The sequence below is a fragment of the Pseudomonas sp. 2FG genome (assembly GCF_005502935.1).
Classification (GTDB): Bacteria; Pseudomonadota; Gammaproteobacteria; order Pseudomonadales; family Pseudomonadaceae; genus Aquipseudomonas.
Genome location: NZ_SCMP01000001.1, coordinates 1 through 25,636 on the forward strand (window position 1 = coordinate 1; position 25,636 = coordinate 25,636).

At 61.9% G+C, this 25,636-nt stretch carries 24 protein-coding genes; 17 read left to right on the forward strand and 7 right to left on the reverse strand.

What is annotated here, in order from left to right; all coding sequences use genetic code 11:
* Window positions 1-168: 168 nt before the first annotated feature.
* Genes FFS13_RS00005 through FFS13_RS00020 form a run of 4 tightly spaced genes read left to right on the forward strand, consistent with a single transcriptional unit; the run spans window position 169 to window position 3,152 of the window.
* Window positions 169-1,164: a GlxA family transcriptional regulator gene (locus FFS13_RS00005; RefSeq protein ID WP_137817084.1), complete on the forward strand. Its 996-nt coding sequence runs from the start codon at window positions 169-171 to the stop codon at window positions 1,162-1,164.
* A 21-nt stretch (window positions 1,165-1,185) separates the two neighbouring features.
* A complete protein-coding gene (locus FFS13_RS00010; RefSeq protein ID WP_137817085.1) occupies window positions 1,186-1,434 on the forward strand; it encodes a DUF1272 domain-containing protein in 249 nt (82 codons plus the stop codon).
* Window positions 1,435-1,451: 17 nt separating this feature from the next.
* Window positions 1,452-1,958 (forward strand): HPP family protein, encoded by a 507-nt coding sequence (locus tag FFS13_RS00015; protein WP_137817086.1) that lies wholly within the window; start codon window positions 1,452-1,454, stop codon window positions 1,956-1,958.
* 30 nt (window positions 1,959-1,988) lie between these two features.
* Window positions 1,989-3,152: an MFS transporter gene (locus FFS13_RS00020; protein ID WP_256657794.1), complete on the forward strand. Its 1,164-nt coding sequence runs from the start codon at window positions 1,989-1,991 to the stop codon at window positions 3,150-3,152.
* 66 nt (window positions 3,153-3,218) lie between these two features.
* Here the strand turns inward: FFS13_RS00020 and nfuA are convergent, their stop codons facing one another.
* A complete protein-coding gene (gene nfuA, locus FFS13_RS00025) occupies window positions 3,219-3,803 on the reverse strand; it encodes a Fe-S biogenesis protein NfuA (protein ID WP_119957028.1) in 585 nt (194 codons plus the stop codon).
* 297 nt (window positions 3,804-4,100) lie between these two features.
* On the opposite strand from nfuA, the gene metH reads away from it, so the two are divergent.
* Window positions 4,101-7,793 carry a methionine synthase gene (gene metH, locus FFS13_RS00030; protein WP_137817088.1) on the forward strand — a complete coding sequence of 1,231 codons (3,693 nt, stop codon included), beginning with the start codon at window positions 4,101-4,103 and terminating at the stop codon, window positions 7,791-7,793.
* Window positions 7,794-8,169: 376 nt separating this feature from the next.
* Here metH and FFS13_RS00035 read toward each other — a convergent pair whose 3' ends face one another.
* The gene (locus FFS13_RS00035; RefSeq protein WP_171006378.1) at window positions 8,170-8,781 is read right to left on the reverse strand and encodes a Crp/Fnr family transcriptional regulator; all 612 of its coding nucleotides are present in this window, start codon (window positions 8,779-8,781) and stop codon (window positions 8,170-8,172) included.
* 78 nt (window positions 8,782-8,859) lie between these two features.
* On the opposite strand from FFS13_RS00035, the gene FFS13_RS00040 reads away from it, so the two are divergent.
* Both FFS13_RS00040 and FFS13_RS00045 read left to right on the forward strand, forming a co-directional pair.
* Window positions 8,860-9,792, forward strand: coding sequence for a sterol desaturase family protein (locus tag FFS13_RS00040; RefSeq protein ID WP_171006379.1), 933 nt, complete (start codon window positions 8,860-8,862; stop codon window positions 9,790-9,792).
* 270 nt (window positions 9,793-10,062) lie between these two features.
* On the forward strand, window positions 10,063-11,286 hold the full coding sequence (locus tag FFS13_RS00045) for a sensor domain-containing diguanylate cyclase (RefSeq protein ID WP_256657786.1): 1,224 nt from the start codon (window positions 10,063-10,065) through the stop codon (window positions 11,284-11,286).
* A 15-nt stretch (window positions 11,287-11,301) separates the two neighbouring features.
* On the opposite strand, the gene FFS13_RS00050 is transcribed toward FFS13_RS00045, so the two are convergent.
* On the reverse strand, window positions 11,302-11,604 hold the full coding sequence (locus tag FFS13_RS00050; RefSeq protein ID WP_137817092.1) for a DUF1883 domain-containing protein: 303 nt from the start codon (window positions 11,602-11,604) through the stop codon (window positions 11,302-11,304).
* Window positions 11,605-11,761: 157 nt separating this feature from the next.
* Here FFS13_RS00050 and FFS13_RS00055 point away from each other — a divergent pair, with 157 nt between their 5' ends.
* Window positions 11,762-12,802, forward strand: coding sequence for an RNA methyltransferase (locus tag FFS13_RS00055; protein ID WP_137817093.1), 1,041 nt, complete (start codon window positions 11,762-11,764; stop codon window positions 12,800-12,802).
* Window positions 12,803-12,862: 60 nt separating this feature from the next.
* Here FFS13_RS00055 and FFS13_RS00060 read toward each other — a convergent pair whose 3' ends face one another.
* A complete protein-coding gene (locus FFS13_RS00060; RefSeq protein ID WP_171006380.1) occupies window positions 12,863-13,642 on the reverse strand; it encodes a helix-turn-helix domain-containing protein in 780 nt (259 codons plus the stop codon).
* A gap of 256 nt (window positions 13,643-13,898) precedes the next feature.
* Here FFS13_RS00060 and FFS13_RS00065 point away from each other — a divergent pair, with 256 nt between their 5' ends.
* From FFS13_RS00065 to FFS13_RS00085, 5 genes are all read left to right on the forward strand, one after another.
* Window positions 13,899-14,855, forward strand: coding sequence for a triacylglycerol lipase (locus FFS13_RS00065; protein ID WP_137817095.1), 957 nt, complete (start codon window positions 13,899-13,901; stop codon window positions 14,853-14,855).
* Between the two features lie 62 nt (window positions 14,856-14,917).
* Entirely contained in the window at window positions 14,918-15,946 is a 1,029-nt protein-coding gene (locus FFS13_RS00070) for a lipase secretion chaperone (protein ID WP_137817096.1), read from the forward strand.
* A 219-nt stretch (window positions 15,947-16,165) separates the two neighbouring features.
* Window positions 16,166-16,384, forward strand: a complete 219-nt coding sequence (locus FFS13_RS00075; RefSeq protein WP_137817097.1) for a DUF2970 domain-containing protein — start codon at window positions 16,166-16,168, stop codon at window positions 16,382-16,384.
* A 643-nt stretch (window positions 16,385-17,027) separates the two neighbouring features.
* Entirely contained in the window at window positions 17,028-18,686 is a 1,659-nt protein-coding gene (locus tag FFS13_RS00080; RefSeq protein WP_137817098.1) for a nitrite/sulfite reductase, read from the forward strand.
* Window positions 18,670-19,170, forward strand: coding sequence for a DUF934 domain-containing protein (locus tag FFS13_RS00085; RefSeq protein ID WP_137817099.1), 501 nt, complete (start codon window positions 18,670-18,672; stop codon window positions 19,168-19,170). The genes FFS13_RS00080 and FFS13_RS00085 overlap by 17 nt, the downstream gene beginning before the upstream one ends.
* 67 nt (window positions 19,171-19,237) lie before the next feature.
* Here the strand turns inward: FFS13_RS00085 and FFS13_RS00090 are convergent, their stop codons facing one another.
* The gene (locus FFS13_RS00090; RefSeq protein ID WP_137817100.1) at window positions 19,238-20,230 is read right to left on the reverse strand and encodes a YhdH/YhfP family quinone oxidoreductase; all 993 of its coding nucleotides are present in this window, start codon (window positions 20,228-20,230) and stop codon (window positions 19,238-19,240) included.
* A 54-nt stretch (window positions 20,231-20,284) separates the two neighbouring features.
* Entirely contained in the window at window positions 20,285-21,304 is a 1,020-nt protein-coding gene (gene sohB, locus FFS13_RS00095; RefSeq protein WP_137817101.1) for a protease SohB, read from the reverse strand.
* A gap of 232 nt (window positions 21,305-21,536) precedes the next feature.
* On the opposite strand from sohB, the gene FFS13_RS00100 reads away from it, so the two are divergent.
* From FFS13_RS00100 to FFS13_RS00115, 4 genes are all read left to right on the forward strand, one after another.
* Window positions 21,537-22,247, forward strand: coding sequence for a histidine phosphatase family protein (locus FFS13_RS00100; protein WP_137817102.1), 711 nt, complete (start codon window positions 21,537-21,539; stop codon window positions 22,245-22,247).
* 63 nt (window positions 22,248-22,310) lie between these two features.
* Entirely contained in the window at window positions 22,311-22,625 is a 315-nt protein-coding gene (locus tag FFS13_RS00105) for an SCP2 sterol-binding domain-containing protein (RefSeq protein WP_137817103.1), read from the forward strand.
* Window positions 22,626-22,833: 208 nt separating this feature from the next.
* Window positions 22,834-23,901 carry a phosphotransferase family protein gene (locus FFS13_RS00110; RefSeq protein ID WP_137817104.1) on the forward strand — a complete coding sequence of 356 codons (1,068 nt, stop codon included), beginning with the start codon at window positions 22,834-22,836 and terminating at the stop codon, window positions 23,899-23,901.
* Window positions 23,902-23,954: 53 nt separating this feature from the next.
* Window positions 23,955-24,722 carry an SDR family oxidoreductase gene (locus tag FFS13_RS00115; RefSeq protein ID WP_137817105.1) on the forward strand — a complete coding sequence of 256 codons (768 nt, stop codon included), beginning with the start codon at window positions 23,955-23,957 and terminating at the stop codon, window positions 24,720-24,722.
* A 210-nt stretch (window positions 24,723-24,932) separates the two neighbouring features.
* On the opposite strand, the gene FFS13_RS00120 is transcribed toward FFS13_RS00115, so the two are convergent.
* On the reverse strand, window positions 24,933-25,595 hold the full coding sequence (locus tag FFS13_RS00120; RefSeq protein WP_137817106.1) for a hypothetical protein: 663 nt from the start codon (window positions 25,593-25,595) through the stop codon (window positions 24,933-24,935).
* Window positions 25,596-25,636: the final 41 nt, after the last annotated feature.

Genomic DNA, 25,636 nt, shown 5'->3' on the forward strand with positions numbered 1-25,636 from the left:
CCCCCTGCCTTCCCCTCTCATCCTGCTCGAACAGTGAAACTGGGCACCCTGAATCGCCCTTTCTCTGCGCTCTGCAACACCCCAATTTGGCAATATCTGTGCGATCAATGACATTGTCGCCACTGCTGCGCCACTGCACACTGACGGCCTCGAATAGCGAGGTGCGCCATGGAAGCCCTACGCCGGATTGCCTGTCTGATCTACCCGAATGTCATGAGCCTGGACGTCACGGGCCCCATGCAGGTATTCGCCTCGGCGAATGTCGAGCGTCAGCGCCAGGGGCTCCCTGCGACCTATGAGTTGAGCCTGATCGGTAATACGGAAGACCCAGTTGCCACATCGGCCGGCCTGCGAATCTGTGTCGATCAGACTTGGCGACAGCTCGACCCGACCCACCTGGATACCCTGCTGGTGCCTGGCGGCCTGGGCGTTGGCGCGCAATGCCAGGACGCGGACCTATTGGAGTGGTTGCACAGCGCCGAACCCAAGGTGCGCCGGCTCGGTTCGGTCTGCTCCGGCGCGCTGATTCTCGCGGCGGCCGGCGTGCTGGATGGACGGCTGGCGACCACCCATTGGGCGGACGTCGATGAGCTTCGCGACGGCCACCCGGCGGTGCAGGTCCAGGGCGATCGTCTGCACACCTACGACCCGCGCAATCAGGATGGCGACGCCCATGTATTCACCTCCGCCGGGGTAACCGCGGGCATAGATCTGGCGTTGGCGCTGGTGGAGGCCGATCTCGGGCGGGCGACAGCCTTGGCCGTGGCTCGCCGGCTGGTGATGTTTCTGCGCCGCCCCGGCGGGCAGACGCAGTTCAGTGCGCTGCTGACGCCCGAGCCAAGCCGCGTCCCGCGGCTGGCAGCCCTGCTCGACTGGCTTCCCGCGCATCTCGGCGACGATCTATCGCTGGAAGTACTGGCTGCACAGGCGCGGCTGGCACCGCGCACGCTGTCGCGGGTGTTCGTGCAGGAACTGGGAATGGGGCCGGGCCGTTATGTCGAGCGTCTGCGCCTGGAAGCTGCCCGCGCACTCCTGCAGGACGCCCAGGCATCGATCAGCACGGTGGCGCGCTTGACCGGCTTTGGCCACCCCGAGAACCTGCGCCGCACCTTTCACAAACACCTGTCCGTCAGCCCACAGGAATATGCCGAGCGCTTCGGCTGAAACCTCGAGAAGGAGCACCTAATGCTGCAACTACGCCCGAATTGCGAATGCTGCGACCGCGACTTGCCGCCGGAATCCGACGCGGCATTGATCTGTTCATTCGAATGCACCTTTTGCCGCGACTGCAGCAACCAGGTTCTGCATGGCATCTGTCCGAACTGCGGCGGTGAACTGCTAACCCGGCCGCGGCGCTCGGCAGCCGCGCTCGGTAAATTCCCGGCCTCGACCGAACGGGTGCTCAAGCCCGCCGGTTGTGCCGCTAACCGCTGAACTTGGGGGTAGCCACGATGCTTTTGTTCAAGAAACTCCAAGGCGCCGGCGCCGCAGTGCCGCCGCGCGCGCCGATCAAAGACATTGCCCTCGCCTGGCTGGGCGGCGTGCTGGCCATTGCAGCGGTCGCCCAACTGGGAGACATGCTGTCCATGGCCCTGCTGCTGGGTTCGTTCGGCGCGTCCTGCGTGCTGATCTTCGGCTTCCCCGAGGCACCCTTTTCCCAGCCGCGCAGCGTACTGGCCGGGCATCTGCTCAGCTCGCTGATCGGGCTGATCTTCCTCCAGCTATGCGGGCCACAGTGGTGGGCCTTGGCGCTGGCCGTCGGCACGGCCATCGCGGTGATGATGCTGACCCGCACCGTACATCCGCCGGCCGGTTCCAACCCGGTGATCATTTTCCTGACCCTACCGGGCTGGGACTTCCTGCTCTATCCCACGCTGATTGGCGCACTGCTGCTGGTGGTGGTCGCGCTGATTTTTAACAACACAGTGCGTAGTGCCCACTACCCCAAGTACTGGTAGCCGACTGTCGCTCTGCCGGAGAATCCCATGCTGCTACTGCGTAACCCGTCGATCCGCCTGCTATTTGCCGGCCAGGCGCTGTATTGGTCCTGCTCGATGATCGGCATCACCCTCACCGCGCTGGTAGGTCTGCAGCTAGCGCCGTTGAATGCGCTGGCGACCCTGCCGCTGGCCTTGCTGGTACTCGGCAATTTGCTTGCCGTGCAGCCGCTATCGCTATTTATGCAGCGCCACGGCCGCCGCCCTGGGTTGATGCTCGGCGCCGGCTGTGGCGTGGTTGGTGGACTGATCAGTGCGCTCGGTGTGGGGCTCGGCGACTTCGCCATCTTCTGCCTCGGCGCATTGCCGATTGGTGCCTATCAGGCTTCGGCTATGTATTACCGGTTTGCCGCACTGGAAGCCGTCGATGAGCCGCAAAAAGGTCGTGCCACCGCTTATGTGATCGGCGGTGGCGTGTTGGCTGCGCTGATTGCGCCGAGCCTGGCGCTCTGGTCACGCAATGCCCTGGCAACGCCCTTTGTCGGCGCTTACCTGCTGATTGCGCTGCTGGCCCTGCTTGGTCTGCTGCTGATGACACAACTGCGCGAAGGTGCCGCGCCAAAACCAGGCAAAGCCGGGTTAGCGGCTATGCGCGAACTGTTGGCGCGCCCGTTGGTGCGCGCGGCTATCGCCACCACTGCGATTGGCCACGGGCTGATGATTTTCGTCATGAATGCCACGCCGCTGGCGATGAGTTTCTGCGGGCTGGGCTTGGAGGCCAGCTCGCAGGTGATTCAATGGCATATGCTCGGCATGTTCCTGCCGGCATTCATTGCCGGGCCACTGGTGGACAGACTCGGCAGCCGGCGCATTGCGCTGCTGGGCAGCAGCATTCTGCTGATCAGCGCCAGCGTGGCTCTCACTGGTCTGGATCAGACGCACTTCCTAATCAGCTCCTTCCTGCTCGGGCTAGGCTGGAACCTGATGTTGGTCGCCGGCACTACACTCTTGGCTGAAGGCTACAGCAGCGATGAACGCGGTCATGCCCAGGGCTTGATGGAACTGGCTAACGGTTCGGTGGCGGCCTGCGCCTCCTTCGCATCCGGCGCGCTGATCAGCGGGATCGGCTGGGTCGCGATCAACCTCGGCATCTTGCCCTTGGTTGTGATTGCCCTGCTGATGCTGATTCCCGCACGCCGACCACTGGCGGCGTAAAACGCGCGGCAGACACCCATAAAAAAGGCGGCCCACAAGCCGCCTTTTTGTCGGAGCACGCCTTACTTAGTAGTAGGCGTTTTCCTTGTTGGTGTGGTCCGTCACGTCACGCACACCTTTCAGCTCCGGGATGCGTTCCAGCAAGGTTTTCTCGATACCTTCCTTGAGCGTCAGATCGACCTGGCCACAGCCCTGGCAGCCGCCGCCGAACTTCAGGACCGCGATACCGTCTTCGACCACATCGATCAGACTGACCTCACCGCCATGGCTCGCCAGACCGGGGTTGATCTCGGTCTGCAGGTAGTAGCTGATGCGCTCGTTGATCGGGCTGTCGGCATTGACCATCGGCACTTTGGCGTTCGGTGCTTTGATGGTCAGTTGGCCGCCCATGCGATCGGTCGCGTAGTCGACTACCGCATCTTCCAGAAAGGCTTCGCTGAAGGCGTCGATATAGGCCGTGAAGCTTTTCAGCGCCAGAGCGGTGTCTTCAGGTTTCTCTTCACCCGGCTTGCAGTAAGCGATGCAGGTTTCCGCATACTGCGTGCCCGGCTGGGTAATAAAAACGCGAATGCCGATGCCCGTGGTGTTCTGCTTGCTCAGCAGATCAGCCAGGTAGTCGTGGGCAGCTTCGGTAATGGTAATGGCGCTCATGGTAACTCCTCGCAAACTTGGGCGCAGTGTACGCCACTCAGCCCTGCCGGGCAAAGTCCCAGTAATTTAGTCGGACAAATGTAACGACCGCAGCCCGATCATCATTCCGGGCTGCAGGCGCGCGGCTTATCGAGCGGCGCGTGGCAATGGCCGTGAGTTTAGCCGGCCCAGCTGCGGCAAAGCGACCCTCACCAACATGAGCGCCGCTCATGCAAAAAGGCATAACGCTCCAAAGCCGTACAGCTTTGGTATCATCCGCCCACCCTTTTTCTCCGTGCTTTATCAGGTAATTCACCCATGTCCGATCGTAGCGCTCGCCTCCAAGCTCTCCAGCAAGCCCTCAAAGAGCGCATCCTGATCCTCGACGGCGGCATGGGCACCATGATCCAGAGCTACAAGCTGGAGGAACAGGACTATCGCGGCAGCCGCTTTGCCGACTGGCCGAGCGATGTGAAGGGTAACAACGACCTGCTGATCCTCAGCCGCCCGGACGTGATCGGCGCGATCGAGAAGGCCTACCTGGATGCCGGCGCCGACATCCTCGAAACCAACACCTTCAACGCCACCCAGGTGTCCCAGGCCGACTACGGCATGGAGAGCCTGGTCTATGAGCTGAACGTCGAAGGCGCGCGCCTGGCCCGCCAAGTGGCGGATGCCAAGACCCTGGAAACCCCCGATCGCCCACGCTTCGTGGCCGGCGTGCTCGGCCCGACCAGCCGCACCTGCTCGCTGTCGCCGGATGTGAACAACCCCGGCTACCGCAACGTCAGCTTCGACGAACTGGTGGAGAACTACACCGAAGCCACCCGCGGCCTGATCGAGGGCGGCGCGGACCTGATCCTGATCGAAACCATCTTCGACACCCTGAATGCCAAGGCGGCGATCTTCGCCGTGCAAGGGGTGTATGAAGAACTGGGCTTCGAATTGCCGATTATGATTTCCGGCACCATCACCGACGCCTCCGGGCGCACGCTGTCGGGGCAGACTACCGAGGCGTTCTGGAACTCGATCAGCCACGCCCAGCCGATTTCGGTCGGCCTGAACTGCGCCCTCGGCGCCAAAGAGCTGCGCCCGTACCTGGAAGAGCTGTCGACCAAGGCCGATACCCGCGTCTCCGCGCACCCCAACGCCGGCCTGCCGAACGCCTTCGGCGAGTACGACGAAAGCCCGGCGGAAATGGCCGTGGTGGTCGAAGAGTTCGCGGCGTCGGGCTTCCTCAATATCGTCGGCGGCTGCTGCGGCACCACGCCTGCACATATCAAGGCGATTGCCGAGGCGGTCAGCAAATATCCGCCGCGAGTGATTCCGGACATCCCCAAGGCCTGCCGCCTGTCCGGGCTCGAGCCGTTCACCGTCGACCGCCAGTCGCTGTTCGTCAACGTCGGTGAGCGCACCAATATCACCGGCTCGGCCAAATTCGCCCGGCTGATCCGCGAGGACAATTACACCGAAGCCCTGGAAGTGGCGCTGCAACAGGTGGAAGCCGGCGCCCAGGTGATCGACATCAACATGGACGAGGGCATGCTGGATTCGAAGAAGGCCATGGTCACCTTCCTCAATCTGATCGCCTCCGAGCCGGACATCTCCCGCGTGCCGATCATGATCGACTCCTCCAAGTGGGAGGTGATCGAGGCCGGCCTGAAATGCATCCAGGGCAAGGGCATCGTCAACTCGATCAGCATGAAGGAAGGCGTCGAGCAGTTCATTCACCACGCCAAGCTGTGCAAGCGCTACGGCGCCGCCGTGGTGGTGATGGCCTTCGACGAAGACGGCCAGGCCGACACCGAGAAGCGCAAGATCGAAATCTGCGCGCGCTCCTACGATATTTTGGTCAATCAGGTCGGTTTCCCGCCGCAGGACATCATTTTCGACCCGAACATCTTCGCCGTCGCCACCGGCATCGAAGAGCACAACAACTATGCCGTCGACTTCATCCACGCCTGCGCCTACATCCGCGACAACCTGCCCTACGCCCTGACCTCCGGCGGCGTATCCAACGTGTCGTTCTCCTTCCGCGGCAACAACCCGGTGCGCGAAGCTATCCACTCGGTGTTCTTGTACTACGCGATCAAGAACGGCCTCTCCATGGGCATAGTCAACGCCGGCCAGCTGGAGATCTACGACCAGATTCCAAACGAGCTGCGGGAAAAGGTCGAAGACGTGGTGCTCAACCGCACCCCGCACGGCACCGATGCGCTGCTGGCCATCGCCGACCAGTACAAGGGCGACGGCAGCGTCAAGGAAGCGGAAACCGAGGAGTGGCGTACCTGGGACGTGAACAAGCGTCTCGAGCATGCGCTGGTCAAAGGCATCACCACTAACATCGTCGAAGACACCGAAGAGGCCCGCCAGCAGTGCGCACGCCCGATCGAAGTGATCGAGGGGCCCTTGATGGCCGGGATGAACGTGGTCGGCGACCTGTTCGGCGCCGGCAAGATGTTCCTGCCGCAGGTGGTCAAGTCCGCCCGCGTGATGAAACAGGCGGTGGCGCACCTGATCCCCTTCATCGAGCTGGAAAAAGGCGACAAACCGGAAGCCAAGGGCAAGATCCTCATGGCCACGGTCAAGGGCGACGTGCATGACATCGGCAAGAACATCGTCGGCGTGGTGCTGGGCTGCAACGGTTACGACATCGTCGACCTGGGGGTGATGGTGCCGGCGGAGAAGATCCTGCAAACCGCCATCAGCGAAAAGTGCGACATCATCGGCTTGTCCGGCTTGATCACGCCGTCGCTGGATGAAATGGTCCACGTCGCCCGTGAGATGCAGCGCCAGGGCTTCACTCTGCCGCTGATGATCGGTGGTGCGACGACCTCGAAAGCCCACACCGCGGTGAAGATCGAGCCCAAGTATCAGAACGATGCCGTGGTCTACGTCACCGACGCTTCGCGCGCCGTTGGCGTGGCCACGCAATTGCTGTCCAAGGAACTGAAAGCCGGTTTCGTCGAGAAAACCCGTCTCGACTACATCGAAGTGCGCGAGCGCACCGCCAACCGCAGCGCCCGTACCGAGCGCCTGAGCTATGCGGCCTCGGTCGCCCATAAGCCGAAGTTCGACTGGGCGACTTATCAGCCGACAGTGCCGACCTTCACCGGCGCCAAGGTGCTGGACGATATCGACCTCAACGTTCTGGCCGAGTACATCGACTGGACGCCGTTCTTTATCGCCTGGGACCTGGCCGGCAAATACCCGCGCATCCTCACCGATGAAGTGGTCGGCGAGGCGGCGACCGCACTGTTCGCCGACGCCCAGGACATCCTCAAGAAGCTGATCGACGGCAAGCTGATCAAGGCCCGCGCGGTGTTCGGTTTCTGGCCGGCCAATCAGGTGCAGGATGACGACCTGGAAGTCTATGGCGATGACGGCCAACCGCTGGCCAAGCTGCATCACCTGCGCCAACAGACGATCAAGCCGGACGGCAAACCGAACTTCTCCCTGGCCGACTTCGTGGCGCCGAAAGAGAGCGGCGTGACCGACTACGTCGGCGGTTTTATCACCACCGCCGGGATTGGCGCCGAAGAAGTCGCCAAGGCCTACCAGAACCAAGGCGACGACTACAACTCGATCATGGTCAAGGCCCTGGCCGACCGACTTGCCGAAGCCTGCGCCGAGTGGCTGCACCAACAGGTGCGCAAGCACTACTGGGGTTATGCCAGCGATGAGCAACTGGATAACGAAGCGCTGATCAAGGAGCAGTACGCCGGCATCCGCCCCGCTCCCGGCTACCCGGCCTGCCCGGATCACACCGAGAAAGGCACCCTGTTTGAGTTGCTGGATAAGGACGGTCAGAGCGGCGTATTCCTCACCGAGCATTACGCCATGTTCCCGGCGGCGGCCGTCAGCGGTTGGTACTTCGCCCATCCACAGGCGCAGTACTTCGCCGTTGGCAAGATCGATAAGGATCAGGTGGAGAGTTATACCGCGCGCAAGGGGCAGGATTTGGCGGTGAGTGAGCGCTGGTTGGCGCCGAATCTTGGTTACGATAACTGAGCTGTGCCGCTCTAGCGCAAGGCCCACCAATCGACGGGCCTTGTTGCTTTCGCCGGCATAGCTTCGCTAAGCAGCTATTGCCTCTGGAGTTTGAAAAGCGCCATATCCAGAGTCTAGAGAATATCTAGAAAAGCCGACGCCATTCACTTGTCCCTGATTGCCAGCCTTCCCCACCCGTTCATTACCCTAGCGCGGATTAGCCATGCCCAAACTGCTGTTAGCAATTGCCATGCTCTGCTGCCTTGACCGATCGATTTGCTGCACCAAGACGCACCTTGCCAACCTTGATTAACGAGTAGCCTGGGTATCGTCCGGTGGAAAATACTGCGCTGTTTTCCACCCTGCGCCAACCACGTTTGGTGATTGTCGCTGCCAGCTACTTGCCGCGCCGCCCCTGCACCAGCCCCATGCGCGCGCGAATGCGCGACAGCGCCACATTGGTGATGCCCAGGTAACTGGCGATATGGTGCAGGGGGATACGCGGCACCAAGGCCCCGCGTTGCTGCAAAAACAGGCTGTAGCGCTCGCTGGCATCCAGCAGCAGGAGTTCGGCTTCGCGTTGGGCGCTGCGCTCCAGCACCGCGCGGATGGCATCGCTGAGGATTTCCTGAACCACCGGCAGGTCGCTTTGCCAGCGACGCAACACCTCATAACGCAGCTCCAGCGCCACCGTCGGCTCCAGCGCCACAATGCCCACCGGGCTGGCGGTGGCATAGGGCGGCGTGCCCCAGCCTACCCAACTGCCTTCGGCCTGGAACGCCGCATTGCGTTCCAACCCCTGTTCGGACAGATGCACCACACGCACCAGCCCACTAACGATGAACCAGGTGCGATCAACCAGTTGGCCCGGCGCCAGCAGTTGCTGGTTGGCGGCGTAGGTCTGACGCGGCAGCGCCCGCCACAGCTCGGCCAGTTGCGGATGTTGATCGAGCATGCCGAGCAGTTGCGGGGCGCAAGCCAGGCAGTCGTACAAGGAACTGGAGGTCATCGATAAACCGAGGTTAATGCGCGGTCGGGGCGGAGGCATGAAGCTAGCACCACCTCGTTCTGGATGACACCCCCCCGCATGCACACGCCAAAGCAAGCAGCACGGCTACACACCGACAAGAACCCGCAACACGCCCCCCTGAACTGGGCACATCTGGGCGCCCTGCTGCTGGTAGCCAGTTGGGCGGCGCTTGCGCTGCTCGCCGGCTGGAGCAGCTTCGCGCTGCTGATCGGCGGCCTGTTGCTGGCGCTGGCCTGGTTTGCCCTCTGGGAATGGCGCTGGCCGCACCGCCAGGAGTGGCAGGCGCAACGCCTCGACCGCAAGCGCGATGCGCTGTTCATGGTTGCGCTGTTTGCCGCCGATGGACTGGCCGATGTACTGATCCGTGGCCTGCTGATGCTGCTGAACGCGGATGCAAACGGCCCCGCCGCGAGTCTACCGCTGTGGCTCGCCGTGCCCGCGGCGGCGCTGCTCGGCGAGTTTGGCGATTACTGGCTGCACCGCCTGAAACATCGCGGCGGTTGGCTGTGGCGCGTGCACTTCGTGCATCATCGGCCCAGCGTGTTGAACGTGACCAATAATTTCACCACCCATCCGCTGGATCTACTGCTGCGCAAGTCGGTGCACGTTCTGCCGCTCTGGCTGCTCGGCTTCGAGCCCACAGCTATCGCCCTGGCGGCGCTGTTTTCGCAGACCCAATCCTTTGCCACCCACGCCAACACCCGTGGCACCCTGAGCTGGCTGAACTACCTGATCGGCAGCTCCGAGTTGCATCGCTGGCACCACAGCGTGAAGGTCGACGAAGCGCTGAATTTCGGCACCGTGCTGCCATTCTGGGATCAGTTGTTCGGCACTTTTCGCCTGCACAGCGATGGCCGCACCGAGCCCGACGAGGTGGGCGTGAAAGTCTGCCCACAACAGCCCGGCGAGCACGATATCCGTGGGCTGATGGGCTATCCACTCGTGCCGCTGGGACTCTCTCCTCAGCGTCGCACTGCACCGAGCGAGTAAGGCCGATGCCACTCGCTACAGTGGGTCCCTTCTGGCGCCCGGCATTTTGCGGTTATCCACCGATGCAGAGGACCTTTGCCGAACCGATACAAGCCGAAAGCCACCTGTAAGCAGCGGGAGTGCATAATGCCGGCATAGCCCTACCTAAATACTCCCGCTCGCCGGCCTGCCTGCTATCCGATGACCTTTATCTTGCTGTTTCTCATCGCCGCCCTCACCTGCCTAGCCTTACCGGCGCTTCTGCTTCGTCATCAACACCAGGTGCGCCAATTGCAAGCGCAGCAGCAGTCGCTGGTCGAGCGGTTGTCGGATGGGGTGCTGCGGGTCGGGCATGACGGGCGTATCCGCCAGCACAACGCGGCGGCCACAACCTTGCTGGGTTGCGCGGAGATGACATTGGCCGGTGCGCGGCTGACTGACTGGCTGCCGCAGCCAGGCGATAGTGCAACCGATGCGCGCCAACGCGCCCAGGTCCTGGGGGCCGACGGTGTGCAACGACCGCTGGAGATCACCCGCCTGGCTGCTGGCGATGCGCAGAGCTACTTATTGCTAATCCAGCCCGTGGCTGCGCAGACAGATGCCGAGCGCTTCCAGCGCAGCCAGTATTTCGCCCGTATCGGCACCTGGGACTGGGATATCGACACCAACCACCTGTACTGGTCGGAGGCGATCTACGCCATGTTCGGTTACCAAGTCGGCGCGGTGACACCGAGTTACCAGCTGTTCTGCGCCTGCGTGCATCCGGACGACCGCGAGCATGTGCGTGCTGGCGAGTTGCGCTGCATCGAGAGCGGCGAGAACCACGACGAGGAATACCGCGTGGTCTGGCCGGACGGCAGCGTGCATTGGCTGCGCGAGACCGGCAACGTGGTCAAGGATGCGCAGGGCATGCCGGTGAAGATGATGGGCGTAGTGCGCGATATCACCGAGGAAAAAGCCTGGGCCAGCCAGATGCATCAGCTCGCCCATCACGACCCGCTGACCGGCCTGCCCAACCGCCTGGTGTTCGAGGATCGCCTGCGCAATGCCCTGGAGCGGGCGCGGCGTAGCAACACGCGGGGGGCGCTGGTATTCATCGACCTCAATGGTTTCAAGGCGATCAACGATGCCCATGGCCATGCCGCCGGCGACCAGGTGCTGGTCGCCACGGCACTGAGGTTGAAGGAAGCGTTGCGCGAGTCGGACAGCGTGGCGCGCATCGGCGGCGACGAGTTCGTCGCCATCCTCGAAGGGCTGGCTCCAGGCAGAACCCTGGAAGAAGAAGCGCAGGGCATCGGCAAGAAGATTTTCGACGCGCTGTCGGCACCGCTCTGTGTCGGCAACCACCAGCAGCGCATCGGAGCCAGTCTGGGGATCGCGGTGTTCCCGGATCACGCACCGAGCATGGACAGGCTCATCCATATCGCCGACTTGGCGATGTACGAGGCCAAGCGCAGCGGCGAAGACCAATACCGCCTGGGCAGCGACACCCAGCAGCGAGTTGGCGTCGAATAGCCCTTGGCGGTGAACTCAGCTCAAGCGAGTGCTTGAGCTGCGGATGATCTTGATCGAGTGTTTCAGGTTCGGCTTGCGGGTCACGCTGATCGCCCTGCGGGTGACGGTGTCGATGGTGATGTTCCAGAAACCCGTGCTGGGTACGGTGATTTTCACCGGAAACTTGTCGAATGCGCCGCCGTGATAGACATGGCGTCCGCCATTCTTGAAGCTGCGAAAATTCGCATCGCTCATCAGGCGGATGTTGCAGGTCTGCGAGCATTCGATGACGACAATATCGTCTTCATTCAGATGTTCGCGCTGGTGTATGAATTTCATCTACGGCTCCACGCAGCTTTTTCAGCCAAATCAAGACGATAACATGCGCGCAAGGCCAGGACTCATGACCGCCTGTTAGTCAGTGGCCTGGATATCCACCGTACCCAGCCCCACCACCCTACGTCTCGGCGCTCTCCAGTGGTAGCATGCGCGCCCCATGCGAATCCCCGAAATCCACCAACGCCTCGCCGACCTAGGCGCCAAGCCCCAGCATATCGGGCGGATCACCCGTGCCTGGCTGCAAGGCAAGCCACTCGATAGCGGCACTCGCCATCAGCGCACCGAGAATTTCCTGCCGCTCAGCGTGCGCGAGGGGCTTCCGGCGCTGACCGAGGAGATCACCGGCCTGGCGCGGCTGCGCTCGGAACACCCGGCCGCCGATGGTTCGGCGCGCCTGCTGGTCGAGCTGGGCGACGGGCAGATGGTGGAAAGCGTGTTGCTGCCGCGCGATGGGCTCTGCGTGTCGTCCCAGGTCGGTTGCGCGGTGGGTTGCGTGTTCTGCATGACCGGCAAGAGTGGCCTGCTGCGTCAGTTGAGCAGCGCGGAAATCGTCGCCCAGGTGGCCCTGGCTCGGCGCTTCCGCCCGGTGAAGAAGGTGGTGTTCATGGGCATGGGCGAGCCGGCGCACAACTTGGATAACGTGCTGGAGGCCATCGACCTGCTCGGCACCGACGGCGGCATCGGTCACAAGAACCTGGTGTTCTCCACGGTGGGCGACCCGCGGGTGTTCGAGCGCCTGCCGCTACAACGGGTCAAGCCGGCCCTGGCCCTGTCCCTGCACACCACCCATGCCGACCTGCGCCAGCAACTGCTGCCGCGCGCACCGCGCATCGACCCCGAGGAGCTGGTCGAACTGGGCGAAGCCTATGCACGCCAGACCGGCTATCCGATCCAGTACCAGTGGACGCTGCTCGCCGGCATCAACGACAGCCAGGAGGAAATGGACGGCATCCTGCGCCTGTTCAAGGGCAAGTTCGCGGTGCTCAACCTGATCCCCTATAACAGCCTGGAAGCCGACGACTACCAGCGGCCAGAGGGCGAGCGGATAGTGCAGATGGTGCACTACCTGCATAGCCACGGCGTGCTGACCAAGGTGCGCAACTCGGCGGGCCAGGATATCGACGGTGGCTGCGGGCAGTTGCGCGCACGGGCGGTCGATCTGGTGAACACCCGGCATCTGTACAAGCGCGTGCGCTGAGCCCTTTGCGGCTCGAGCTTTCCCGCTTGAAGGCGTCACGTCGTGCCGAAGCCGTCGCCCCTACTCAGCAAACAACCGAATCCGCTGCGGATGGGCCAGCACTGTCGAGGGCTTCATGCCGACTATGCTGCGGAAGGTGTGGCTGAAGTGTGCCGAGTCGGTGAAGCCGGCCGCCGCGGCCGCCTCGGTCAGGGTCAGGCCGCGGGCCACGCCGGCGGTGGTGACGAACAGGCGATGCCACTGGCGGTAGCGGCGGATCGGAATGCCGACCTTCTGGCGGAACAGCTGGATCAGGCGCGGTACCGAGAGGCCGATCTGCGCGGCCAGGTAGTCGATGGACTGGTTGCAGGACACGTCGTCCTTGATCAGGCTCACCGCCCTGACGATGCGCGGGTCGAGGGAGAACCCGGCCGCGGGGATCTGCTGCGGATTGATCAGACTGTCCAGCCAGGCATAGACCTGTGCCGGCGCGGCGCTGCTGCGGTGCAGTTCGTCGAAGTGCCGGGCGCACACTGCCTCGTTGTCCAGCCCGAACAGCACACCCGCCTGCTCCTCGGCCATGCGCGTGGCCAGCCGGGCGAAGTCCTCGCCGAACACATCCAGATAGCAGACCGCGACCCTGGCCTGCCGAGTGTCGACGGACAACTCCAGACCCGCCGGCAGCAAGGCGCTGCGGCAGACCACCTCAGACTGTTGGCTGTAGATATGCAGCGGGCCGTCCAGGCTGACCACCAGCATGGCGGCGGCTTGGGAGAGCTGCAGCGGCTCCTCCAGGGGACCGAGATAGAAGGTTCGCTTGTCCCACAGATAAAGCAGGACGGAGACGTCAATCGGCAGCATAGGCATTTCCGCGTGGCAGCCGGCCCGGAGCGGCTGCTCTGTTTGTTCTTGTAGCCGGAGGGTTAGCACAAGCCCGAAGCAGCGGCGCACCCAGCAAGGCGCTTATGTGATATGCATCACAGTTATTTGCCTGCCATTCGCACGCTTTCATCAGTTCATACAAGCCCAGCCCAGGCACAAGTGTTCAGATAGTTGCCATCTCCGCTGCAGTGTGCGGGGCGACAAAAACAAAAACAGAACACACAGGTTGCCCACCATGAAAAAGCTGCTCGTCTCGGCACTGGCTGCACTCAGCCTTTGCACCGCTCTGCCCAGCCAGGCCGGCTGGTTCTCCACCCGCAACACCCAATCGCAAACCAAGCACCCCATCGTCCTGGTGCCCGGCATCTTCGCCTTCGACAGCATTGCCAGCATCGACTACTGGTATCAGATCCCCAGCGCCCTGGAGAGCCAGGGGGCCAAGGTCTACGTACCGAAGATCAATGCTTTCGACAGCTCGGCCAAGCGTGGCGAGGACCTGATCGGGCAACTGGAGGAGATCCGCGCGACCTCCGGCGGCAGCATCACGAAATTCAACCTAATCGGCCACAGCCAGGGCGGCGTGACCTCGCGCTACGTGATGAACGTGCGCCCGGATCTGGTCGCCTCGGTGACTACCCTGCACTCCCCGCACAAGGGCTCGCCGCTGGCCGATGTGGTGACCGGCGTCGCCCCGCCCGGCACCCTGCAGGGCATTGCCTTCGATGGGTTTGCCAATGCCGTGGGTAATCTGGTCAACCTGCTGTCGAACAACCGCAAGAGCGACTCGGATATCCGCGCCATGCTCGCCGAGTTCAACAAGAACGGCGCTGCGGCCAACAACCAGGCCTTCCCGATCGGCATACCAACCAACTCCTGCGGTGAAGGTCCGGAAACCGTGAGCATCGCTGGCAACGCCATCCGCCTGTACTCCTGGAGCGGCACCGGGCAGATCACCACCGGCATCGATATTTCCGATCCGCTCTTCGCCATTACCGCCCTCGCCCACAGCGAGCCCAACGATGGCGTCACCGGCCGCTGCTCCAGCCACTTCGGCAAGGTGCTCAAGGACAACTACAGCATGAACCACCTGGACGCGACCAACCAGGTACTGGGCCTGGTGTCCTTGTTCGAAACCAACCCGAAAACCCTGTTGAAGAACCACGCCAACCGCCTGAAAAACCTCGGCCTGTAGGCACCTGAGTGACGCGGGCCGGCGCTTGCCCGCGTCACTCAGCCAGAGGCAGGAGAACCCCCATGCTCAAGAAACTCGGACTCGGCCTGGTGGTTATCGCGGGCCTGTCAGGGCTGACTCTATGGTCGGCGCTCAGCCTGCAGGCACCGGCTGCAGCACAGCCCCCTCGCGACCAGGCGAGCACCACTGCCCCCATAGCGGATCAGCGCGGCGCCGCAGCCCTGAGTGTCAACGCCCGCTTGCACCAGCGTCCGCCGGCCCAACTGGCCGCTCCCGGTCCATTGCCACGCGCTCTGCAAGGGGCTCAGCATGACGTCAGGCTGCGCCTGGATGAGCACGGCCACCTGCTGATCGAGGATGGCATCCTGCACCTGTTCGACTTTTATCTGTCGGCACTGGAGGATGAGCCGGTCGAGCAAGTGCTAGCGCGCATCCATTGGGAGCTGGCCAGGCAGTTGCAGGGCATGGCGCTGGACGAGGCCCGCGATCTATTGCGCCGCTACGTGGATTACCGGATCGCCCTGATGGACCTACCCCCTTCCAGCCGGGACTTGTCCGCTGCGGCCTTACGCGAGCGGCTGGAGACTGTCCTTGGCTTGCGCGGCCAATACTTCTCGGCCGAGGAAAACCAGGCGTTCTTTGCCCTGGAGGCCGTGCAGGACAACTACATGCTGCAGCGCCTGGAGATAGTGCAACAACAGGGCTTGTCCGAACAGCAGCGCCAGCAGGCCCTGGCCGCACTGGATGACCAGTTGCCCCCCGAGATGCGCGAGGCCCGCGCGCGAGTGACCCGTCACGCCGAGCTCTACGCCACCACCCAGAGCCTGCGCCAGGCCGGGGCCAGCGCCGAGGACATCTATCGCCGGCGGGCACAGGCATTGGGTGCGGATGCCGCGGCCAAGCTGGCCGAGCTGGACCAGCAGCGACTGGCCTGGAAACAGCGACTGGCCAGCTATGCCGAGGAACGCGAGCAGATTCGCCGTTCAGGACTCAGCGACACGGATCAGCAAACCGCGATCGCCAGCATGCTCGAGCAACGCTTCGATCCGCAGGAGCGGCTGCGTGTGCGGGCGCTCGACAGCAGCTTGTAAGCAGTCATTTGAGCCAATAGGTCAAGCCCGTCACCGGCTCGCGCTCCAGGTCATCCAGCAACTCATCACCCTTGCCCAACGCCCCTGCTCGGCCGCGCGGGTTATTCCCTCCGGCCTAAACTGATAAAACTCGGTAGGCCGACTTCGCGCTGAGAGGGCAGAAACACAGTTGGACGCAAATCGAGCGTTAGCGGCTAAGCTGCTGGCAAGGAGGTGTCCATGGACAAGTATGACGACGACAAGCCGCCAAGCTTCTGGCAGATGCTCCACAGCGTGCTGGCAGCCGCGTTCGGCGTGCAGAGCGGGAAGAATCGCGCCCGCGACTTCACTCGCGGCAAGCCCAGCCAGTTCATCATTCTGGGCGTGCTCTTTACGACGCTGTTCGTGCTGGTGATCTTCGGCGTGGTCAAGCTAGTGCTGCATTTAGCTGGGCTTTAACCCTCAGTCGAGCAGCGGCTGCAGCGAGAACTTGTAATCGCGCCTAGTCGGCCGAGTGAGGGCGCTGCAGCGGCGAGAATCCAGCGCGCAAGCTTTTCTCTGAATCCGCTGTCCAGATCCAGCTGACCGCGGATAACGCGGCAACAGCACAGGGGCCTGATCATAGGCGCGCTACCCATCCCACTCGCTGTAGGCCAGCTGTCGTAGGCGCACCTCAGGATGTCCAAAACAAAGGCGCCGCCTCTGCTTTATAGCCAGGGGCGGCGTCGGTGAAGCTCGAATGGATAGTTGCTTACTGGTGGCTGACCCAGAACACTGCGGTGGTCACTACCAGCAGAATTAAGACGAAGATGGCGCGTGCATCCACCACGCTGTCGCGGTTATCGGGTTCGGAATGGTCGGTCATGGCTTCCCCTGTTGTTGTGGTTATAGGTGGTTCGCCTTTGCAGTTAAGACCAGGTAGGCCGCTCGCTCAAGCTGTGCAGTTATGCTCTCGCCACCTCTTATCACTCCAAGTTCTGTTCATATACTAAAACATCACTTTTGCGCATAACTCTGAGCTGGTATCTTCCCCCCGGCTCCGCCAGGAGTGCGCGGCCGTGCGCGCTGATTAGCTGTAAGCAGCCTGAAAACAGGACACTTCATGTACGTCTACGATAAATACGATCAACACATCATCGAGAGCCGCGTTAAGCAGTTCCGTGATCAGACCCGCCGTTATCTGGCTGGCGAGCTGTCAGGCGAAGAGTTCCGCCCGCTGCGCTTGCAGAACGGCCTCTATATCCAGCGCTATGCGCCGATGCTGCGCGTTGCCGTGCCTTATGGCCTGCTGTCCTCGACCCAAGTTCGCAAGATGGCGCAAATCGCCCGCGACTTCGACAAAGGCTACGCGCACATCAGTACCCGGCAAAACGTCCAGTTCAACTGGCCAGAGCTGGAAGACGTACCCGATATCCTTGCCGAGCTGGCGACCGTGCAGATGCACGCGATCCAGACCAGCGGCAACTGTATTCGCAACACCACCACCGACCAGTTCGCCGGCGTCGCCAAGGACGAGCTGATCGACCCGCGCCCCTGGTGCGAAATCATCCGTCAGTGGTCGACCTTCCACCCCGAATTCGCTTATCTGCCGCGCAAATTCAAGATCGCCATGAATGGTGCGGTCAGCGACCGCGCGGCGATCGAAGTGCACGACATCGGCCTGGAAGCCGTACACAACGCTGCCGGCGAACTGGGCTTCCGGGTTTCCGTGGGGGGCGGCCTCGGTCGTACGCCCGTCGTCGGCTCCTTTATCAATGAATTCCTGCCCTGGCAGCACCTGCTGACTTATCTGGACGCCATTCTGCGGGTGTACAACCGCTATGGCCGCCGCGATAACAAGTTCAAGGCGCGGATCAAGATTCTGGTCAAGGCACTCGGCCCGGAAGTCTTCGCCGAGAAGGTCGAGGCCGAGTGGGCGTTCCTCAAGGACGGCCCGAGCACCTTGACCGACGCAGAAGTCGAACGGGTGAGCCAACACTTCGTCGACCCCGGCTACCAAGCCCTAACGGACGAAGACGCCGCCCTCGCCCAACTGGATGCCGAACACCCGGGGTTTGCCCGCTGGCGCGCACGCAACGTGGTCGCCCACAAGAAGCCGGGCTATGCCGCCGTCACCCTGTCGCTGAAACCTACTGGCGTCGCGCCGGGAGATGTCACCGACAAGCAGTTGGATGTCATCGCCGACCTGGCCGATCGCTTCAGCTTCGGTGAAGTGCGCAACTCCCACGAGCAGAACATCATTCTCGCCGACGTCGAACAGGCCAAGCTGTTCCAGCTCTGGGGCGAACTGCGTGAGAACGGTTTCGCCACGCCGAATATCGGCTTGCTGACCGACATCATCTGCTGCCCGGGTGGCGATTTCTGCTCGCTGGCCAACGCCAAGTCGATTCCGATCGCCGAAGCCATCCAGCGTCGCTTCGATGATCTGGACTACCTGTTCGACATCGGTGAAATCGACCTGAACATCTCCGGCTGCATGAATGCCTGCGGCCACCACCACGTGGGCCATATCGGCATCCTTGGCGTGGACAAGAAAGGCGAAGAGTTCTACCAGGTGTCCCTCGGCGGCAGCGCCAGCCGTGACGCCAGCCTCGGCAAGATCCTTGGCCCCTCCTTCGCCCAGGGCGTAATGCCGGATGTGATCGAAAAACTGATCAATGTGTACGTTGAGAAGCGCACCGAAGACGAGCGTTTTATCGACACTTTCCGCCGTATCGGCATCGACCCCTTCAAGGAACGTGTTTATGCAGCGAATAATTAAAAACGACCAAGTCATCGACGAAACCTGGCACCTGCTGCCCAAGGACGCATTGCTTGAGGGCCTGTCCAACTGCGACGACCTGCTCGTGCCGCTATCCCTCTGGCGCGAGCACAGCCACGCACTCAAAGCCCGCGATGGCGGCCTGGGCGTATGGCTGGACAGTGATGAAGCAGTGGAGGAGATCGCTGACGACCTCGCCCACTTCCAAGTGGTCGCCCTGAACTTCCCGGCATTCACCGACGGTCGCCATTTCTCCAGTGCGCGCCTGCTGCGTGAGCGCTACGGCTACAAAGGCGAAGTGCGCGCGATCGGCGACGTCTTGCGCGATCAACTGTTCTTTATGCGCCGCTGCGGCTTCGATGCCTTCGCCGTGCGCCCGGATCGCGACCCGTATGACGCCCTGGAAGGCCTCAAGGACTTCTCCGAGTTCTACCAGACTGCCGCCGACCAACCGCTACCGCTGTTCCGTCGCCGGCAAGTCTGAAGCATCGAGCCTAATAAAAAGCCCCGCACTGCTGCGGGGCTTATTGGCTTCTAATGGCGCCAGCAACTCAGCCGAGGCTTACCAGCACGCGGCCTACCAGCTTACCCGCGAGAATCTGCCGAAGCGCTTCCGGTAGCTGCTCAAGACCCACTTCATGCGCCAGTGCGCCGAGATTATCCAATTTCCACTGCACGGATAGCCTGTCCCACATGGCGGCCTTGACCAGCAGCGGCAACTCGACCGAGTCAACACCCAGCAGATTGACCCCGCGCAGAATAAACGGCAACACACTGCCCTTGAACGCGACGCCGGCAGTCAGCCCGCAGCACGCCACACTGGCACCGTATTGCAGGGACTTGACCACGTTAAACAGGATATCGCCGCCAACGGTATCCACCGCCCCGGCCCACTGCTCTTTGAGCATCGGTTTGTCCGTGCCTGCCTGCAGCTCGCTGCGCTCGACTATCTGCTGGGCGCCAAGGCCTTTGAGAAACTCGCCTTGCCCGGCCTTGCCGGTAGAGGCGGCGACCTTATAGCCGAGGTTCGACAACAGCGCGACGGCCAGGCTACCGACGCCACCAGTAGCACCGGTGACCAGAACCGGACCGGCGTCAGGGTTCAATCCAGCCTGCTCCAGCTTGTCGATACACAGAGCAGCAGTCAGGCCAGCCGTTCCCAACACCATCGCCTCACGCAGCGATAGGCCTTGCGGACGCTTGATCGCCCAGGCCGCCGGTACCCGAATGTACTGAGCAAAACCACCCGCGGTATTCATCCCCAGATCGTAACCGGTGACTATCACTTCATCGCCACTAGCGAACTCGGCCACGCTCGACTCAGCCACCACGCCCGCCGCATCGATGCCTGGCGTATGCGGGTAGTTGCGGGTCACACCGCGGTTACCGCTGGCGGAGAGGGCATCTTTGTAATTGAGCGAAGAGTACTGCACGCGGATCAACAACTCGCCGGGCGGCAGCTCGGAGGTGTCGCGCTCGACCAGCTTCTGCTCGAACGCACCGGCCGCGCCTTCGCTGACCAGTAACGCCTTGAATTTGCTCATCCCGCTCTCCTTACTAGAAACCCAAGTAGCCGGCACCTATTAGCCGCAGCATGATCACCAAAACCGCTGCTGCTGGAGCCGGCTCCACCAGCTCAGCAGCAACCGATCGAGCGCGACACTGGCCGCCAGGCCGACACGCTCCTGCAGGCTTTTCTTCTGCGCGTAGTGCAGTTGGAACACCTCGGCCACTTTGGCGCGCTCGGCGAGGTACTCATCGCTGGTCTTCAGCTCGTCGACCAGTTGCTTGCCTAGCGCAGCCTGGCCAAGCCAGATCTCGCCGGTGGCGACCTCAGCGATGGTCAGTTGCGGGCGGTAACGGGCAACGAAGTTCTTAAACAGCTCGTGAGTGATCTCCAGGTCTTCCTGAAACTTCTCGCGACCCTTCTCAGTGTTCTCGCCAAACACCGTCAGCGTGCGCTTGTACTCACCGGCGGTGAGCACTTCGAAATCGATTTCGTGCTTTTTCAGCAAGCGATGGACGTTCGGCAACTGGGCCACCACGCCGATGGAACCGAGGATGGCAAAGGGTGAAGAGATAATTTTGTCGCCGATGCAGGCCATCATGTAACCGCCGCTGGCAGCGACCTTGTCCACACAGACCGTCAGCGGAACCCCAGCCTGACGGATACGCGCCAGTTGCGAAGAGGCCAAGCCGTAGCTGTGCACCATGCCACCACCGCTCTCCAGGCGCAGTACCACTTCATCCTGCGCCGTCGCCAGGCTCAACAGCGCGGTTACTTCATGGCGCAGGTGCTCGGTAGCCGAAGCCCTGATATCACCATCGAAGTCCAGCACGAAGACGCGCGGCTTGTGCTTGCCAACTTTTTTGCCCAGCTTGGCAGCCTTAGCCTCTGCTTTGCGAATGGCCTTCAGTTGCTCCTTATCCAACACCGACTGCTGCAAACGCTCATGCAGCGCCTTATAGAAGTCATTGAGTTTATGTACATCCAGTTGACCACCGTGCCTGCGACCCTTGCCGCGCAGGACGGCAATCGCCACCAACACCACCACAATGGCCACAACCAGCGTTACCGTCTTGGCCAGAAAACCAGCGTACTCGGCTAAAAACTCCACGCGTTCCCCCTCAAGTTTCCTTGCGACCGCCCGGCTTTGGGCGGCATTCATGTCAACCAAGCATACCGACGCTGCCTATCGCCGACCAGCGGCGAGCATGCGCAAGCTTAGTGGCAGCAAACAGACGTAAACCAGCGCCACGCAATTCAAACAAGCGTATGTTTTTTCGTTGACAGGCCCAATCTATCCTCATACCCTCGCGAAACTTTCACCGTAGCAGGATGACGCTGACGTGGGCAGCATTTACCTGATTCGCCATGGCCAAGCCTCGTTCGGCGCGGCCGACTATGATGTGCTCTCTGAGATTGGCATTCGCCAGGCCGAAATATTGGGCAAGCACCTGGTCGAGCTCGGCGTGCGCTTCGATCGTTGCCTGAGTGGCAATCTGCTCCGCCAGCAGCATACCGCCAAGGCCGCCCTCGCCCAGTTCAGCGCCGCTGGCCTGGCCGTGCCGGAAATCGAAACGGACACCGCCTTCAACGAATTCGATGCCGACGCGGTGATCCGCGCCCTGCTCCCGGACTTGCTTCCAGAAGAACCCGAAGCCCTGCATGTATTACGGAATGCTGCGCAGAACCGCGCCGAATTTCAGCGCCTGTTCGCACGCCTGATCGGTCGCTGGATCTCCGGCGAGCATGACCAGCCGGGCCTGGAAAGCTGGCAAGGCTTCGTCGACAACGTGCAGGCGGGCCTCGAACGCATTCTCGAACAAGCTTCCAGCAAGGATAACGTTGGCGTGTTCACCTCCGGCGGCACCATCACCGCGCTGCTGCGGCTGATTACTGGAGTGCCTTCCGACAAGGCCTTCGAGCTTAACTGGCAAATCGTCAACACCTCTCTCAACCGCCTGAAGTTCCGCGGTCGCGAGGTGGCCCTGGCTTCCTTCAACAGCCATGTGCATCTGCAACTGTTGAAGGCGCCGGAACTCATCACCTTCCGCTGAGTTCCGGCCCACTGTGGCCCGCAAGGCCGCGAGAAAAACCTGAAAACTATAAAGGATCGAACCATGACCACAGTTGCTGACATCGCCCAAACCATGCAATCCAAGTTCAACTCCGCCGCCGCTGCTGGCCTGGACCTGGTATTCGGCTTCAAAATCGAGGATGGCGAGAATTTCTTCCTGACCGTCAAGGATGGCGCTTGCGAGCTGAGCCAAGGTGAATCGGCCAACGCCAACGTGACCCTGATCATGAACACCGAAACCCTGCAAGGCATCACCAGCGGCGAAACCGACGGCATGCAGGCATTCATGGGCGGCAAACTGCGCGCCGAAGGCGACATGATGCTGGCGATGAAGCTGGGCGAGCTGTTCCCGGTCTAAGCATCTAAGCTGGTGCGGCACGATAAAAACCGGAGTCTTGGGACTCCGGTTTTTTTTCGCCGCGAATCCGCCTTCAAACAGCAATCAGGCAGGCTGATTAACTGGCAACACGCTCGCCAATAAGGGACCTCGTAGCTTGTGACGCATCGCTAGCGGCATTAGATTAACCAATAGTCGAAGGCCCCCATCATAAGTAGAAGGGATAAGCATGGCGCTTACTGACCAGTCCACCCGCATCCGCAATGGCGAAGAGCTCGACTCCGCCATCATTGACCAGTACCTCAAGGCGCATATTCCCGGCCTGACTGGCGAGCCACGCATCAGCCAGTTCCCCGGCGGTGCCTCAAACCTGACTTACCTGCTCGAATACCCGAATCAGGAGTTCGTCCTGCGGCGTCCACCCTTTGGCCATAAAGCCAAATCGGCGCACGACATGGGCCGCGAGTACCGCATTCTCAACCAGCTCAACGCCGGTTTCCCCTACTGCCCGAAAGCCTATGTGCACTGCACCGACGAGTCGGTGATTGGCGCCGAGTTCTATGTGATGGAGCGGGTCAACGGCATCATCCTGCGCTCGGACATGCCGGCTGAGCTGAACTTCGATGCCGACAAGACCCGCGCCCTGTGCAAAAGCTTCATCGACAAATTCGTCGACCTGCACAACGTCGACTACCACGCCTGCGGCCTCGGCGACCTGGGCAAGCCTGAAGGCTATGTACGGCGCCAGATCGGCGGCTGGAGCGACCGCTACGAGAAGGCCCTGACCCCCGACGCGCCGACCTGGGCAACCACCAGAGCCTGGCTGCAGGACAAGATGCCGGCCGACCATCGCAAGTCGAGCATCGTGCATAACGACTATCGCTTCGACAACGTCATCCTCGACCCGGCCAACCCGATGAACATCATCGGCGTGTTGGACTGGGAGCTGACCACTATCGGCGACCCGCTGATGGATCTGGGCAACACCCTGGCCTACTGGATCGAAGCCAATGACCCGCCGCCGGTGCAGCTGATGCGCCGCCAGCCGAGCAATGCGCCAGGCATGCTGACCCGCCAGGAATTCGTCGACTACTACGCCGAGCGCGCGGGCATCGAGATCAAGAATTTCGACTTCTACTACAGCTACGGCCTGTTCCGCCTGGCCGGCATAGTGCAGCAGATTTACTACCGGTTCTTCCACGGCCAAACCCAGGACAAACGCTTCGCACAGTTCATTCAGATGAACAAACTGCTGGAGCACATGAGCCTGCAAGTCATCGACAAATCGACGCTGTAATCCGGCTTAGAACTCTCGGCCCATAGCTCTCGCTTCATAACAAGGGGAACCCCATGTCCAAGACCACACTGTTCGACCTCGACGGCAAAATCGCCTTCGTCTCGGGTGCCAGCCGCGGCATCGGTGAAGCCATCGCCAAACTGCTGGCGCAGCAAGGCGCCCATGTGATCGTCTCCAGCCGCAAGATCGAAGGCTGCCAGGCTGTGGCCGACGCGATCATCGCGGCTGGCGGCAAAGCCACGGCTATTGCCTGCCATATCGGCGAGATGGAACAGATTCAGAGCGTGTTCGCGCAAATCCGCGAGCAGTTCGGTCGCCTGGACATCCTGGTCAACAACGCCGCCACCAACCCGCAGTTCTGCAATGTCTTGGACACCGACCTGTCGGCCTTCCAGAAGACCGTGGATGTGAACATCCGCGGCTACTTCTTCATGTCTATCGAAGCCGGCAAGCTGATGCGTGAGAACGGCAAAGGCAGCATCATCAACGTGGCCTCGATCAACGGCGTTTCGCCGGGAATGTTCCAGGGCATCTACTCCGTGACGAAAGCCGCGGTGATCAATATGACCAAGGTCTTCGCCAAGGAATGCGCGCAGTTCGGCATCCGCTGCAACGCGCTGCTGCCCGGCCTGACCGACACCAAGTTCGCCTCGGCGCTGGTGAAGAACGACGCGATCCTGAATACCGCACTGCAGCAGATTCCGCTCAAGCGCGTGGCAGACCCCAGCGAAATGGCCGGCACCGTGCTGTACCTGGCCAGCGATGCGTCCAGCTACACCACCGGCGTGGCGCTGAACGTGGATGGCGGCTTCCTCTCCTGAGAACCTGTTCAAGATCGTCGCGAGCGCAGGTCAGGCAAGGCGAAAACAGGCGAGGAAGCGGAGTTTACGAGTGGTAAATGAGCAGTCCGAGCCTGTTTTCAACGCAGCATGGTCAAGCGCAGCAGATATTGAAGAGGTTCTGAGTGATCGCAACCATCGAAAAAGGGACCTTAAGGTCCCTTTTTTTTACAATGTGCAAAACCAATCCGGTTATTGCCAGTCTTTCAACGCCTGATCCGCCGCCTGATTCAGCGGCTGCGCCAGCAAGCCCGTCGGCGACAGGCTGACGGCATACACGGCGCCATCCGCCATCGGCAGGTAAGTCACCCGCAATGCCTGCGGCTTGAACAGAAAGAGATCGTGCTGCCCCAGCCGCAGCCAGCGCCAGAGATCGACGCCATACGGGCTCTGTGCCAAGGTTGCCTGCGCATGCTGGGCCAGTTCCTGCTGTTCGATAGCGAGGAAACGGCCGGAGAGTGTTTCCAGACGGTAACCCGGTTGCAAGCCGATCAGCGCCGCCAAGCCTTTCCATTGAAACATCCGCGCATCCAGCTGCCAGAGATCGCCTTCCAGGGGCACAGTGCGCTCCTCTGCGCCCTCCAGCAGGTTGACGCGATAGCGTTGCGGGCCGTCCGCCTGAAAGCTCAGGGTCACCAGCGGCTTGCCTTCGGGCAGCGGTGTGTAACCGAGCAAATCATAGGCGACCAGCCCGACCAGCCCCGCTAACGCCAGAACAGCCAAGCCAAAGGTGCCGCGCAACCAGCCGAGAAACCAGCCGAGAAACCAATGCCGATTGAACAGGATGCGCGCAGCGACCAACACGGCCAGCAATGCCAGCAGCGCTATGCCCCAAGCCAAACCGTCGTACTGCATAAGCCCAATTCCTTCCGCCTGAAATAGCCGGCATTATGCGC

What these genes read in the sequence shown, in the direction of transcription:
- FFS13_RS00080 (WP_137817098.1), top strand. Translation starts at nt 17,028, where the DNA reads ATGTACGTCTACGATAAATACGATCAACACATCATCGAGAGCCGCGTT.
- nfuA (WP_119957028.1), bottom strand. Translation starts at nt 3,803, where the DNA reads ATGAGCGCCATTACCATTACCGAAGCTGCCCACGACTACCTGGCTGAT.
- FFS13_RS00110 (WP_137817104.1), top strand. Translation starts at nt 22,834, where the DNA reads ATGGCGCTTACTGACCAGTCCACCCGCATCCGCAATGGCGAAGAGCTC.
- metH (WP_137817088.1), top strand. Translation starts at nt 4,101, where the DNA reads ATGTCCGATCGTAGCGCTCGCCTCCAAGCTCTCCAGCAAGCCCTCAAA.
- FFS13_RS00015 (WP_137817086.1), top strand. Translation starts at nt 1,452, where the DNA reads ATGCTTTTGTTCAAGAAACTCCAAGGCGCCGGCGCCGCAGTGCCGCCG.
- FFS13_RS00050 (WP_137817092.1), bottom strand. Translation starts at nt 11,604, where the DNA reads ATGAAATTCATACACCAGCGCGAACATCTGAATGAAGACGATATTGTC.
- FFS13_RS00005 (WP_137817084.1), top strand. Translation starts at nt 169, where the DNA reads ATGGAAGCCCTACGCCGGATTGCCTGTCTGATCTACCCGAATGTCATG.
- FFS13_RS00090 (WP_137817100.1), bottom strand. Translation starts at nt 20,230, where the DNA reads ATGAGCAAATTCAAGGCGTTACTGGTCAGCGAAGGCGCGGCCGGTGCG.
- FFS13_RS00065 (WP_137817095.1), top strand. Translation starts at nt 13,899, where the DNA reads ATGAAAAAGCTGCTCGTCTCGGCACTGGCTGCACTCAGCCTTTGCACC.
- FFS13_RS00075 (WP_137817097.1), top strand. Translation starts at nt 16,166, where the DNA reads ATGGACAAGTATGACGACGACAAGCCGCCAAGCTTCTGGCAGATGCTC.
- FFS13_RS00040 (WP_171006379.1), top strand. Translation starts at nt 8,860, where the DNA reads ATGCACACGCCAAAGCAAGCAGCACGGCTACACACCGACAAGAACCCG.
- FFS13_RS00070 (WP_137817096.1), top strand. Translation starts at nt 14,918, where the DNA reads ATGCTCAAGAAACTCGGACTCGGCCTGGTGGTTATCGCGGGCCTGTCA.
- FFS13_RS00120 (WP_137817106.1), bottom strand. Translation starts at nt 25,595, where the DNA reads ATGCAGTACGACGGTTTGGCTTGGGGCATAGCGCTGCTGGCATTGCTG.
- FFS13_RS00115 (WP_137817105.1), top strand. Translation starts at nt 23,955, where the DNA reads ATGTCCAAGACCACACTGTTCGACCTCGACGGCAAAATCGCCTTCGTC.
- FFS13_RS00035 (WP_171006378.1), bottom strand. Translation starts at nt 8,781, where the DNA reads ATGACCTCCAGTTCCTTGTACGACTGCCTGGCTTGCGCCCCGCAACTG.
- FFS13_RS00010 (WP_137817085.1), top strand. Translation starts at nt 1,186, where the DNA reads ATGCTGCAACTACGCCCGAATTGCGAATGCTGCGACCGCGACTTGCCG.
- FFS13_RS00060 (WP_171006380.1), bottom strand. Translation starts at nt 13,642, where the DNA reads ATGCTGCCGATTGACGTCTCCGTCCTGCTTTATCTGTGGGACAAGCGA.
- FFS13_RS00105 (WP_137817103.1), top strand. Translation starts at nt 22,311, where the DNA reads ATGACCACAGTTGCTGACATCGCCCAAACCATGCAATCCAAGTTCAAC.
- FFS13_RS00085 (WP_137817099.1), top strand. Translation starts at nt 18,670, where the DNA reads ATGCAGCGAATAATTAAAAACGACCAAGTCATCGACGAAACCTGGCAC.
- FFS13_RS00055 (WP_137817093.1), top strand. Translation starts at nt 11,762, where the DNA reads ATGCGAATCCCCGAAATCCACCAACGCCTCGCCGACCTAGGCGCCAAG.